This is a genomic window from Streptomyces sp. NPDC060184 (assembly GCF_042728795.1).
Taxonomy (GTDB): domain Bacteria; phylum Actinomycetota; class Actinomycetes; order Streptomycetales; family Streptomycetaceae; genus Streptomyces.
In genome coordinates this window covers 116,432-128,863 of sequence record NZ_JBHWYX010000017.1, presented here as the reverse complement: position 1 = coordinate 128,863, position 12,432 = coordinate 116,432, and the positions used below count along the sequence as shown (strand labels likewise).

Annotated in this window: 13 protein-coding genes; 5 read left to right on the top strand and 8 right to left on the bottom strand. The window is 73.3% G+C overall.

Translation table 11 applies throughout. The features are described from left to right. Positions 1-78: 78 nt before the first annotated feature. Positions 79-1,293, bottom strand: coding sequence for an acyl-CoA dehydrogenase family protein (locus ACFWEE_RS14245; protein WP_386889013.1), 1,215 nt, complete (start codon positions 1,291-1,293; stop codon positions 79-81). An 8-nt stretch (positions 1,294-1,301) separates the two neighbouring features. Beyond that, positions 1,302-2,324: a phosphotransferase family protein gene (locus tag ACFWEE_RS14240; protein WP_386889011.1), complete on the bottom strand. Its 1,023-nt coding sequence runs from the start codon at positions 2,322-2,324 to the stop codon at positions 1,302-1,304. A 176-nt stretch (positions 2,325-2,500) separates the two neighbouring features. Here ACFWEE_RS14240 and ACFWEE_RS14235 point away from each other — a divergent pair, with 176 nt between their 5' ends. The 4 genes from ACFWEE_RS14235 to ACFWEE_RS14220 all read left to right on the top strand — a co-directional run bounded on the left by ACFWEE_RS14235 (position 2,501) and on the right by ACFWEE_RS14220 (position 5,427). Continuing rightward, positions 2,501-3,799 carry a glucarate dehydratase family protein gene (locus tag ACFWEE_RS14235; RefSeq protein WP_386889009.1) on the top strand — a complete coding sequence of 433 codons (1,299 nt, stop codon included), beginning with the start codon at positions 2,501-2,503 and terminating at the stop codon, positions 3,797-3,799. A gap of 73 nt (positions 3,800-3,872) precedes the next feature. Next, complete coding sequence (locus ACFWEE_RS14230) at positions 3,873-4,346, top strand: ArsR family transcriptional regulator (protein ID WP_386889007.1); 474 nt, start codon at positions 3,873-3,875, stop codon at positions 4,344-4,346. Continuing rightward, a complete protein-coding gene (locus ACFWEE_RS14225) occupies positions 4,250-4,912 on the top strand; it encodes a helix-turn-helix transcriptional regulator (RefSeq protein ID WP_386889047.1) in 663 nt (220 codons plus the stop codon). The genes ACFWEE_RS14230 and ACFWEE_RS14225 overlap by 97 nt, the downstream gene beginning before the upstream one ends. A 32-nt stretch (positions 4,913-4,944) precedes the next feature. After that, positions 4,945-5,427 carry a DUF3291 domain-containing protein gene (locus tag ACFWEE_RS14220; protein ID WP_386889006.1) on the top strand — a complete coding sequence of 161 codons (483 nt, stop codon included), beginning with the start codon at positions 4,945-4,947 and terminating at the stop codon, positions 5,425-5,427. Between the two features lie 37 nt (positions 5,428-5,464). On the opposite strand, the gene ACFWEE_RS14215 is transcribed toward ACFWEE_RS14220, so the two are convergent. The 6 genes from ACFWEE_RS14215 to ACFWEE_RS14190 form a co-directional block, all read right to left on the bottom strand. Then, a complete protein-coding gene (locus ACFWEE_RS14215; protein ID WP_386889004.1) occupies positions 5,465-5,905 on the bottom strand; it encodes an NUDIX domain-containing protein in 441 nt (146 codons plus the stop codon). 190 nt (positions 5,906-6,095) lie between these two features. After that, positions 6,096-6,434: a DUF202 domain-containing protein gene (locus ACFWEE_RS14210; RefSeq protein ID WP_386889002.1), complete on the bottom strand. Its 339-nt coding sequence runs from the start codon at positions 6,432-6,434 to the stop codon at positions 6,096-6,098. Next, entirely contained in the window at positions 6,431-6,826 is a 396-nt protein-coding gene (locus ACFWEE_RS14205; protein ID WP_266702702.1) for a YidH family protein, read from the bottom strand. Before ACFWEE_RS14205 ends, ACFWEE_RS14210 begins: the two co-directional genes overlap by 4 nt. Positions 6,827-7,001: 175 nt before the next feature. Further along, positions 7,002-7,517, bottom strand: coding sequence for an NUDIX hydrolase (locus tag ACFWEE_RS14200; protein ID WP_386889000.1), 516 nt, complete (start codon positions 7,515-7,517; stop codon positions 7,002-7,004). A 177-nt stretch (positions 7,518-7,694) separates the two neighbouring features. Next, entirely contained in the window at positions 7,695-8,705 is a 1,011-nt protein-coding gene (locus ACFWEE_RS14195) for a hypothetical protein (protein ID WP_386888998.1), read from the bottom strand. 742 nt (positions 8,706-9,447) lie between these two features. Next, on the bottom strand, positions 9,448-10,356 hold the full coding sequence (locus ACFWEE_RS14190) for a DMT family transporter (protein WP_386888996.1): 909 nt from the start codon (positions 10,354-10,356) through the stop codon (positions 9,448-9,450). 289 nt (positions 10,357-10,645) lie between these two features. Between ACFWEE_RS14190 and ACFWEE_RS14185 the strand changes: the two genes are divergently transcribed. Beyond that, a complete protein-coding gene (locus tag ACFWEE_RS14185) occupies positions 10,646-12,301 on the top strand; it encodes an FAD-binding dehydrogenase (protein WP_386888994.1) in 1,656 nt (551 codons plus the stop codon). Positions 12,302-12,432: the final 131 nt, after the last annotated feature.

Sequence of the window (12,432 nt, the reverse complement as noted above, 5' to 3'; positions counted from 1 at the left end):
CGCGCCCGGACGGCCGGTGCGGAGCCCTTCCGGGCCCGCACCGGCCGTCCGCACGCTCCGTCGCCAGGACCCGCCGCGTCAGAGGTACTTCTTGATCTCCCGCCGCGCCAGCGAACGCTGGTGCACCTCGTCCGGCCCGTCCGCCAGGCGCAACGTCCGTGCGGAAGCCCAGAGTTCGGCGAGCGGGAAGTCCTGGCTCACGCCTCCGGCGCCGTGCAGCTGGACCGCGTCGTCCAGGATGCCGAGCACCGCGCGGGGGGTCGCGATCTTGATGGCCTGGATCTCGGTGTGCGCCCCCCGGTTGCCCACGGTGTCCATCAGCCAGGCCGTCTTCAGCACCAGAAGCCGCAGTTGCTCGACGGTCACCCGGGCGTCCGCGATCCAGTTCTGCACCACGCCCTGCTGGGCGAGCGGCTTGCCGAAGGCCGTACGGGAGACGGCGCGACGGCACATCAGCTCGATCGCGCGCTCCGCCATGCCGATCAGCCGCATGCAGTGGTGGATGCGCCCCGGGCCCAGCCGCGCCTGGGCGATCCCGAAGCCGCCGCCCTCCTCGCCGACCAGGTTGGCCACCGGCACCCGGACGTCGGTGAAGACGAGTTCGGCGTGCCCGCCGTGCCAGTGGTCCTCGTACCCGTACACCCGCATGGCGCGGCGCACTTCGAGGCCGGGGGTGTCGCGTGGGACCAGGATCATCGACTGCTGGCGGCGGATGTCCTCGCCGTCGGGGTCGGTCTTGCCCATCACGATGAAGACCGCGCAGTCCGGGTTCATCGCCCCGGAGATGTACCACTTGCGGCCGTTGATGACGTAGTCGTCGCCCTCGCGCGTGATCCGGGTCTCGATGTTGGTCGCGTCGGACGAGGCCACCTCGGGCTCCGTCATGGCGAACCCCGAACGGATCTCGCCCGCCAGCAGCGGCTCCAGCCACTGCTTCTTCTGCGCGTCCGTACCGAACTGGTGGAGCACCTCCATGTTCCCGGTGTCCGGAGCCGCGCAGTTCAGCGCGGTCGGCGCCAACTGCGGCGAACGGCCGCTGATTTCGGCGAGCGGCGCGTACTGGAGGTTGGTCAGCCCGGCGCCGTGCTCGGCGTCCGGAAGGAAGAGGTTCCACAGGCCCTGGCGGCGGGCCTCGGCCTTCAGCTCCTGCACCACCGGCGGGGTCTCCCAGGGCGAGGCGAGTCGCGCCCGCTGCCCCTCGGCGGTCTTCTCCGCCGGGTGGACGTGCTCGTCCATGAAGGTGAGCAGCCTGGTGCGCAGCTCCTCGGTACGGGCGTCGTATGCGAAGTCCATGCGGGTGATCAGCCTTCCTGGAAGGTGGTGAGGCCGTGCTCGATGAAGAGGGGGACGAGTTCGCCGATGCGGTCGAAGCCCGCGCCGACCGTCTGGCCCAGCGTGTAGCGGTAGTGGATGCCCTCCAGGATCACGGCGAGCTTGAACCACGCGAACGCGGTGTACCAGGAGAGGGCGGAGGTGTCGCGGCCGGAGCGGGACGCGTAGCGCTCGATCAGCTCGGCGGGCGAGGGGTGGCCCGGGGCGCCGCTCGTCGTGGAGACGGGCGACTGGGGAAGTCCCAGGTCGGAGCTGTACATCACCAGCAGGCCGAGGTCGGTGAGCGGGTCGCCGAGGGTGGACATCTCCCAGTCGAGCACCGCCTTGACGGAGTCGTCGGCGCCGATCAGCACGTTGTCCAGGCGGTAGTCGCCGTGCACGACGGTGGGGGCGGGCGAGTCGGGCAGCGCGCGGCCGAGACCGGCGTGCAGCTCGTCGATGCCGGGCAGCTCGCGGTTGCGCGAGGCGTCCAGCTGCTTCCCCCAGCGGCGCAGTTGCCGGTCGAGAAAGCCCTCGGGGTGTCCGAAGTCGCCGAGCCCGACCGCCGCCGGCTCCACGGCGTGCAGGTCGACCAGGGTGTCCACCAGCCCCAGCACCACCTGCCGGGTCCGCTCGGCGCCGAGCGGGGCGAGCTGTTCGGCGGTACGGAAGGGGGTGCCCTCCACGTACTCCATGACGTAGAACGGCGCACCGATGACGGAGTCGTCCTCGCAGAGCAGCACCGCCTCGGGCACCGGCACGGCGGTCGGGTGCAGGGCGTCGATGACCCGGTGCTCACGCTTCATGTCGTGCGCGGTGGCCAGGACATGACCCAGCGGGGGTCTGCGGACCACCCAGGTGCGGACGGAGTCGGTGACGGTGTACGTCAGGTTCGACCGGCCGCCCTCGATGAGCCGGGCTTCGAGCGGTCCGCTCACCAGTCCCGGCCGCTCGCGGTCGAGATGGCCGCGCAGCAGGGCGGGGTCGAGTCCGGGCGGGGGGACTGGGCTCATGACGCGCACCTCCGGGGTGGTGGACCGAACGTGCCCATGATGCCGACCAGTCGGTATGTCGTCCAGTGAGTGGCCCGAATCCGCGGGGGGCGGAGTGCGGGGGAGTCCGTGTCGGTTCGGCCGCCGGGCCCGCTTCCACCCTGGCGCCCGAACGCATCCCTGAATAGGGTTCACGTATGGATACAGCGTTGTTGATCGAGGATGTCCGGCTCACCCCGATTCTCATTGCCGACCCGCCCCTGCTCAACACCCAGGGTGTGCACCAGCCCTACACCCCGCGCCTCATCGTGGAAGTGGTCACACGGGGTGGCGTGTCCGGCGTCGGGGAGACCTACGGCGACTCCGTCTACCTGGATCTCGCCCGTCCGCTCGCCCAGGCTCTGCCCGGTCGGCCGGTCAGCGATCTGAACGGCCTCTTCGCCCTCGCGGAGGAGGTGTGCGGCGACTCCCGCGCGGCGGGGGGCGAGGAGGAGGGGGTCGACGCGGGTGGCCTGCGGGGTGTCCGTACGGCCGACAAGCTCCGGCTCTCCGTCGTCTCCGGCTTCGAGGTCGCCTGCCTGGACGCGCTCGGCAAGGCGCTGGGCCTGCCCGTGCACGCCCTGCTCGGCGGCAAGGTCCGCGACGCCGTCGACTACAGCGCGTACCTCTTCTACCGCTGGGCGGCCCACCCCGAGGGCGGCGAGGCGGACGACTGGGGCGCCGCCGTCGACCCGGCCGGGGTCGTCGCCCAGGCCGAACGCTTCGCCCGGGAGTACGGGTTCGGCTCGTTCAAGCTCAAGGGAGGCGTCTTCCCGCCGGACGAGGAGATCGCCGCGGTCCGCGCGCTCGCCGAGGCGTTCCCCGGCCGCCCGCTGCGGCTCGACCCCAACGGCGCCTGGTCGGTCGAGACCTCGCTCCGGGTCGCCCGCGAACTCGGCGGCGTGCTGGAGTACTTGGAGGACCCGGCGAGCGGAACCGCGGCGATGGCGGAGGTGTCGGCGGGCACGGACGTCCCGCTCGCCACCAACATGTGCGTCACCACCCTCGCCGAACTGCCCGAGGCCTTCGCCAAGGACGCGGTGCAGGTCGTCCTCTCCGACCACCACTACTGGGGCGGGCTGCACCGCACCCGTGAACTGGCGGGCATCTGCCGTACGTTCAAAGTGGGCCTCTCCATGCACTCCAACACCCACCTCGGCATCAGCCTCGCCGCGATGACCCATGTCGCCGCCACCGTGCCCAACCTCGACTACGCCTGCGACAGCCACTACCCCTGGCAGACCGAGGACGTCATCACCACCCGCCACGTCTTCAAGGACGGGCGGCTGACCGTCTCCGACGCGCCCGGTCTCGGCGTCGAACTCGACCGGGACCGGCTGGCCGCCCTCCACCGGCGCTGGCTGGACGACGACGGCACCCTGCGCGACCGCGACGACGCGGCGGCGATGCGCAAGGCCGACCCCGCCTGGGTGACCCCGGCGATCCCGCGTTGGTGATCCGGCTTTGGTGATCCGGCTGTGGTGACCCCGCGCTGGTGACCCCACGACCCGCGCTCCGTCCGGTGGCCGGGTGCCCGGGTGCCCGGACGGGGCGCCGGGTTGTCCTGTCCGGCGGCCCGGTCCGGTACCGGCGGCCCGGGGCTGTGGCCCGGTCCGGTGGTTCAGGCCGCCGGGGTCCGGTCGAGCGGGGCGTCCAGAGTCGACGCTCTCCCACCACCTGAAGACCCTGCGCGAGGCGGGCCTCGTCCGTAACGTCCCCCAGGGTCGTCAGCGCTCGCTCACCCTGCGCCGCGACGACCTCGACGCCCGCTTCCCGGGGCTGCTGGACGCCGTCCTGCAGGGCGCGGGTGCGCGGTGCCCCGCGTGCCGGGGTGCCTGCCGCCGCCTTCTGTCCGCACCCGGCGTTGTTCCTAGACTGGCCGGGTGGAGGACATCGACGCGATCGCAATGCTGCAGGACCCGGTACGCCGCCGCCTGTACGAGTACGTGGTGGCCCAGGGCCGCGAGGTCGGCCGCAACGAGGCCGCCGAGGCGGCCGGGGTGACGCGCACGCTGGCCGCGCACCATCTGGACAAGCTGACCGGTGCCGGGCTGCTGGAGGGTGCCAGCCGTCGGCTGTCCGGTCGCTCGGGGCCGGGCGCCGGGCGGCCGGCCAAGGTGTACCGGCGCGTACGGGCCGAGTTCGCGGTCTCACTGCCGGCCCGCGACTACCGCACCGCCGCCGAACTCCTCGCCGAGGCCGCCGAGGAGGCCGGGCTCGATGCCGGACTCGGCGCGGCGGCGCGCCGCCGGGGCGAGGCGCTGCGCGGCACGGCGACGCCCTGCGGTGACCTCGAAGAGGCCGCGCGGCTGCTGGCCGCGCGCGGCTACGAACCTCATCTGGAGGGTGAAGGCGCCCAGGAGGGCGCGGAGGCCGTGGCCCCCGTGGTCCGTATGCGCAACTGCCCCTTCCATGCGGTCGCCGAGCGCTTCCCGCCGCTCGTGTGCGGCATGAACCTCGCGCTGCTGGAGGGGCTGCTCGGTGCCGACGGTCCCGTGCGTGCCCGGATGGATCCCAGGCCGGGGGAGTGCTGCGTGGTCGTCGAACATTCTAAAACCAACGATGATTGACATAGAAAACCGGGGCGTGCTGGGATGAGGCCATGACCGCATTTCCGCGCGCCGTCCACCTGGCCCAGCTCAACGTGGCCACGCTCCTCCACCCTCTCGACGACCCGCGCATCGCACCCTTCGTCGAACTGCTCGATCCGGTCAACGCCACCGCCGACGGCGCGCCCGGCTTCGTATGGCGGCTCGTGGAGGACGGAGAGGCCGATGCCACGGCCCTGCGTCCGGCCGGTGAGAACGTCATCGTCAACATGTCGGTGTGGGAGACCCTGGAAGCCCTCTGGGACTTCACCTACCGCAGCGGCCACCTGGAAGTGGTGCGGCGGCGCCGTGACTGGTTCGCCCGGCACGTCGAGGCGCACCTGGTGCTCTGGTGGATCCCCGTCGGGCACGTGCCGACCGTCGAAGAGGCCCTGGAGCGGCTGGCGGAACTGCGCGCCGTCGGCCCCTCTCCCCGCGCGTTCACCTTCACCTCCTCCTACACCCAGGCGGAGGCCGCCGAGGCGCACCCGGGGTGAGCTCGCGTACGCCGGACGCCCCTGCCGTACGCGCGGTTCAGCCGGCCTGCGCGAAGTGGTGGGCCTTGATGGCCCGATGGGCCCACGGGGCCATGGTCAGATGCTCCATCGTCGCGAGTCGGAACCAGTGGAACATGATGCCCTCGCTGACCGGGAGGGCGTGCGCGTCGCCGTCCCAGCGAGCGGTGTAGACGTGGATGTGCCCCTCGGTGACGTACGGGCCTTCGTCGTGCACGGCCGTGAAGGCCGTGATGCCGGGCAGGACGAGACCGGTCTCCTCCCGGATCTCCCGCCGGATGGCTTCGTCCGGGGTCTCCGTCCCCTCGGCGCCGCCGCCCACCAGGGACCAGGCGCCGCTGTCGCAGATCGGCTTGTTGGCGTCGCGCAGATGCAGGAGGTACTCACCGCGGCCGTTGGTGATGATCACGGCGGTGCTGGACCTCTCGGAAGCGCCGGGTGCGGGCAGTTCAACCACCATCCTCGGATCGTCCGGCCGAGGTTCCACCGGTCGGCGGGTCTCTCCGTGCCCGATGTGTCGGCCCCCGTCCGGCATGCCCGTACGGGGTGCGGGGAAACGCCCCTCGGGCCGGACGCCCCGGGCGTACGGGGGTGCGGGCGGCGCACGCCGGAACAGCGCACGCCGGGTGCGGACCCCCGGCGCACCTCGCTCAGAACACCATCGCCGCCGCGAAGACCGCCAGGGCGACCGTGCACGCGGCGGCCACCACTGCCGCTCGCGGAGCCAGCGGTACCGGCCGCGCCGTTCCGGTCTCCCGCACCCGCCGGTGGGCCACCCGCAGGAAGCCGATCCAGGCCGCCGCGCTCAGGGCCAGCGCGATCACCGCGGAGACGGTCGCGCCGCCGTGCAGCGCCTGCTTGCCCGCGAGCACCGCCGCCACGGTCGCCGACAGCGTCGTACGCCGCCAGGCCAGCCGGGTGCGTTCCGGCTGGAGGCCCGGGTCCCGGTCGGCGGCGGAACCGCCGGGACCGGCTGCGGCTCCGGTCACCGGCCCTCCCACCCGAAGAGGACGACCACCACCATCGCCACGGCCACCACCGCGACCACCAGGCTCAGCAGGGTCGGGAACCGGGAGACGGGCAGGTCCTCGCCCCGCCGCATGGCCCGTTCGCAGCGCACCCAGTGGTTGACGGCCCGCAGCGCGCACAGCACCCCGGCCGCGAGGAGCCCGAAGGCGAGCCCCGCCCGCACGCCCCGGGCGAGACCCGGCAGGAACTGGTCGACGGCGAAACCGCCGCCGATCAGCGCCAGGGCCGTACGGATCCAGGCGAGGAAGGTCCGTTCGTTGGCGAGGGAGAAGCGGTAGTCCGGGGTGTCGCCCTCGTCGCGGATGCGCTGAGGCGCGAACCACAGCCGCAGGCTCTGTACGAATTCCTTCACGTGGAAACCCTATCCGCCCTCCTGAGACCGCTTCCGATCACATCGAGCCGGGTCGATCGGGCTCCGACACCAGGCTGGCGGAGGAACGCCAGGGAATCCACGCGCCGGGCGCAGCACGCGCCGGGCGCAGCGCGCCCGAGGAGATCGAAGCGCCCCGGTTACCGAAGCGCCCCGGTTACCGGAGCGCTTCCCGGAACGTCCGCAGCCGGTGGTACGCCTCCAGGCCGTCCGGCGTCCACGCCCACTCGGTGACGCGCCGCGCCACCTCCTCGTCCGTGAGGAAGTCGTGCCAGTCGATCTCCTCCTTCTGCGGATCGACCGGCAGCTCGCACCGCACCTGGTAGACGCGTGACCACCAGGAGTGCCCGTCCTTCTCGTACAGGAAGGTGAACAGCGGCTCCGGGCGCGGCAGTCCGGAGACGCCGAGCTCCTCCTCCGCCTCGCGCAGCGCCGCCTCGTCGTACGACTCGCCCGCCCCGACCACACCACCGACGAACATGTCGTGATGCGAGGGGAAGACCATCTTGGTGGCCGTCCTGCGGTGCACGAACACCCGCCCCCCGGCGTCGCGCGCCTCGATGAACACACACCGGTGGCGCAGCCCGCGCGCGGTCGCCTCGCCGCGCGTCGCCCGCCCCACCACCTCGTCGTTCTCGTCGACGATGTCCAGGATCTCGTCAGCAGGATTCATGCCGCCCATCCAACCGCACCCCGCCCGCGTCCACCCGGGCCGGACGTCGGCCGGACGTCGACCGGACCGCGGCCGGGACGGAGCGGCGAAGACACAGCGGGCGGGCGGAGCACGGCAGCGGCACCGCCGAAAACCCTTTGTGGGCGCGGTGGGCGGCTGCCAGACTCCCGCCATGACCTACGGAATCGAGCACCACCGCGCCCTGTGAGCGCCCCGGAAGAGCGCGGGGCGCTCCCACCCCGGACCCCTCTGTACGACCACGCGCTGCGGCTGCTCCGGGCGGCGCCCGACAGCCGCCCACCCGGCCGCGGCTTCGCGCTGCCGGACACGGCACGTCCCGAGCGCTTCTGGAAGAGCGACGCCCCGGAGAACGGGACACCCTTCCCGAAGGGCGACGCCCCGGAGAACGGCACACCCGGCGTGCCGGGCCGCTCCTTCGCGGCAGGCCCCGCGGACGGTTCCGCCGAGAGCTCCGCCGCACGCTTCGCCGCGAGCGAGCAGACCGTACGCCGACTCCTCGCACCCCTGCTGACCGACCGCGACGCCGAGCGTGCGGCGCAGCGCGTCCACCGGGCCCTGTGCGAGCAGGGCACCGGGGAGCGGCCCGTCCGGGCCGCCGTCGCGCACCTGCCGCTGGAGGACAGGACCGCCGCTCTCGCCGTCGCCCGGCAGCTGGTGCGCCGCGGTACGAGCGTGGCAGCGGTGAGCGCCGGCATCGGCCTCCTCGCCCGCGTCGGAGAACCCGAGGACGTCCCGTATCTCCGCGTCCTCGGCCTGCTGCGGGACTTCCTGACACCGGTCGTGCGGGCGCTGGACGGACTCGACCGCCCCGCGGCGGCCAGGCTCTGGCTCGACGGCCGCGTCAGGAAGGGGGAGCTGCGGTCCCTCGTCGACGCGCTGACCGGCCAGGACGAACCCGCCGCCCGCCGAAGGCTCCTGGAGGTCCCGGTCACGCCCCGGGACATGGGGCCCACCCAAGCCCGCAGGGTCGCCGAGGCGATGCTCCTCGCCGACCTGGTCCGCGCCGACCCCGTCGATCCCCGCCTGCTGGAGCGGGCAGGCCACCTGCTCGTCATGATGGCGTCGACCTACGGCAGCCAGATCGAACTCCTCGCCTACGAGGGCGCCGTCGCCGTGTACGAAGCCGTGATCGCCGGGGCCGCGCGGCTCACCCCCGGTCTCGGCCACGGCGTTCTCCTCCTCTCCCTCGCCCTGGAACTGCGCAGCGGGCCGAGCGTGCTCCTGCCCTGGCCGCCCGGCCGGCGCGAAGCACTCCTGGAGACCCTGAGGTCACAGCTGTCCGCGCCGGAGTGGGCAGCCGTCGGCGCGCACCTTCCGTCCGGCCGCGAGGAGGCCGACGAGCACCGGCGCGCCAGGTGGTACCGGCAGACCCTGCCCCGGCTCCTCGCCGCTCCGGTGCCGTACGGCCGGCTGCGGGTGGAGCCGACCCTGCGCGATCCGGCGTACCGGCAGGCTCCGGAGACCCGTCTGCTGCTCGACGGACTCCCGCTGGTGCCCGCGCACTTCGGCAAGGGCCCCGCGGGGACACCGGCACACCTGCTCGACCGGGGCGCGCTGCGCGCCACCGCCGAGCCCCACGAGGTGCGGCTCGCCGAGGCCTGGTGCACCGAGGGCTGCTGCGGAGCGCTGTACGTCACGATCCGCCGGGACGGCGACGAGGTGGTGTGGTCCGACTGGCGGCAGAGCCTCGGCAACCCGCCGATTCCCGGTACGGAACGCTTCGACGCCGCCGCCTACGACGCCGAGATCGAGCGGGCCGAAGCGGACCGGGCCTGGGAGTGGCCGGCCGCCGCGACCGCCCGGCTCGTCGAGGAGGGACTGCGCGAACGGCCCGCTCTCCTCACCCGCTGGGACCTCCGGAAGGACTGGACCGGCACCGGCCACCCCGATCCCGAATCCCCGTCTCCGGTCAGATCCCGCCGCCGTCCGTGGGCAGCAGGTCCCGGGCGGGATGGGCGCCGCCCTTGCCGCCCGGCAGTGCCGGATGGAGCCCGAGCAGCACGATCCCGGCGACGATCGCCGCCAGCCCGGCCGCCTGGCCCGCCAGCGCCGCCGGGTCCGTGCGCACCTGGTCGCCGAGGAAACCGATGCCGCAGGCGATCCCCGCCAGCGGCTGGGCGGCGGTCAGCGCGGGCAGCGACATCCGCAGCGGCGCCATCTCGAACGCGCTCTGCACCAGGATCAGCCCGGTCACGCCGATCACCAGCACGACGTACGGCTGCCAGCTGCCCACCAGCGCGGGCCAGCCGCCGTCGGTCAGCAGCTGGCCGCTCTCCCGGGTGAGGGCGTCCTGGAGTCCGTACAGCAGGCCCGCCGCCAGGGCCAGCAGCGAGGGCGCCACCGCGGGGCGGGCATGCCGCGCGGAGGCGGCGAGGACCAGCGCGAGCCCCACCACCACGCCGATGATCAGCCAGTGCCGCAGCGGGTCGGTCTCCGCCCGGCCGCCGGTCGGCTGACCCGCGAGCAGGAACGCGGCGACCCCGCAGGAGAGCAGCACGAGCCCGCTCCACCCCTGGCGGCCGAGCCGCTGCCCGGTGAGGCCGCGCGACAGACTCAGCGCGAAGAGCAGATTGGTCGCCAGCAGCGGCTCCACCACCGACAGCTCGCCCTGACCGAGGGCCAGCGCCCCGAGCACCATCCCGCAGACCATGAACCCGATGCCGGCCAGCCAGCTCCGCACCTTCATCAGGTCGAGCAGCAGCCGGGGCGAGAGGAAATCGCTCATCGGGGCGCGGCGGGCGGCCTGCTGCTGCAGGACGAAGCCGAAACCCAGGCACGCCGCCGCGCCCACGGAGAGGAGGACGACCAGCAAGGACACAGGTTTCTTCCTCGGATCGGGCGGGCGGAAACGGTGTGTTCCGAACGATATGCCCCTCGGTGCGGGGGAGCGGTGAGATTGGTCCGACCGGCCTGTTGACTCCGGCATCGGAGGGTGCCGAAGATCTGACGCACCAGTAACTTCCACGCTCCGCGACCTCCGGTACCTCCGGGACTCGCCACGGACCGACCGCGGGACACCGGCCGGCGCTCCCACGCACGTCCGCCGCCCCGGCCCGGTGCCGCGCCCCGGCCGGACTCCGCACCGCCTCGCCCGAAGGATGGAACCCATGGCGTACGACGCCGACGTGATCGTGATCGGAGCCGGCCTCGCGGGGCTGGCCGCCACGGCGGAGCTGGCCGACGCGGGGCGCTCCGTGATCCTGCTCGACCAGGAGCCCGAGCAGTCGCTGGGGGGCCAGGCGCACTGGTCCTTCGGCGGCCTCTTCCTCGTCGACTCGCCGGAGCAGCGCCGGTTCCGGATCAAGGACAGCCGGGAGCTGGCCCTCCAGGACTGGTTCGGCACGGCGGGCTTCGACCGGAAGGAGGACCACTGGCCGAAGAAGTGGGCCGAGGCGTACGTCGACTTCGCCGCCGGTGAGAAGCGCTCCTGGCTGCGCGCGCAGGGGCTGCGGCTCTTCCCGGTGGTCGGCTGGGCCGAGCGCGGCGGCTACGACGCGACCGGCCACGGCAACTCCGTCCCCCGCTTCCACATCACCTGGGGCACCGGCCCCGGGGTCGTCGCCCCCTTCGAGCGGCGGGTGCGCGAGGGCGTCGCCAAGGGGCTCGTCCGCTTCCGCTTCCGGCACCGGGTGACGGGCCTCGGGCGCACCGGGGGCGCCGTCGACACCGTGACCGGCGAGATCCTGGAGCCCAGCGCCGCCGAGCGCGGTACCGCCAGCAGCCGGACCGCCACCGGCGCCTTCGAGCTGCGGGCCCAGGCGGTGATCGTCACCTCCGGCGGCATCGGCGGCAACCACGATCTCGTACGGGCCCAGTGGCCCGAGCGGCTCGGCACCCCGCCCGCGAAGATGCTCTCCGGTGTGCCCGCCCACGTCGACGGGCTGATGCTCGGCGTCGCCGAGGAGGCCGGGGCCCACCACATCAACCGCGACCGGATGTGGCACTACACCGAGGGCATCGAGAACTGGAACCCGGTCTGGGACAAGCACGCCATCCGCATCCTGCCCGGCCCGTCCTCCCTCTGGTTCGACGCCCGGGGCAAGCGGCTGCCGGTCCCGCTCTTCCCCGGCTTCGACACCCTCGGCACCCTCGAACACATCATGAGGACCGGGTACGACTACACCTGGTTCGTGCTGGACCAGCGGATCATCGGCAAGGAGTTCGCGCTCTCCGGCTCCGAGCAGAACCCGGACCTCACCGGCAAGTCGGTCCGCGACGTCATCGGCCGGGCCCGCGCGGAGGTCCCCGGACCGGTCAAGGCGTTCATGGACCACGGCGTGGACTTCGTCGTGGAGAACGACCTCGGCGCGCTCGTCCGGGGCATGAACGCGCTGACCGGCGACGGGCTCATCGACGAGGACGCGCTGCGCCGCGAGATCACCGCCCGCGACCGCGAGATCGCCAACCCGTTCACCAAGGACCTCCAGATCACGGCGATCCACGGGGCGCGTTCGTACCTGGGCGACAAGCTGATCCGTACGGCGAAGCCGCACCGCATCCTCGACCCGAAGGCCGGACCGCTGATCGCCGTCCGGCTGAACATCCTCACCCGCAAGTCGCTCGGCGGGCTGGAGACGGACCTCTCCTCCCGCGTGCTGACGGCGGACGGCTCCCCGCTGCCGGGGGTGTACGCGGCGGGGGAGGCGGCCGGGTTCGGCGGCGGCGGGGTGCACGGCTACCGCTCGCTGGAGGGCACCTTCCTCGGCGGCTGCATCTTCTCCGGCCGCACGGCGGGCCGGGCGGTGGCGGCGGCGCTCGGCTGACGGGGCGGCGGCCCTCGGCTGACGGGCGGCGGCCCTCGGCTGACGGGCGGCGGCGGGCCGGGCACGTACGGCCGGGGGCCCACGACGAAGGCGCCCGACCGGTCCGGTACGCGTGTATGGGCATGCGTACC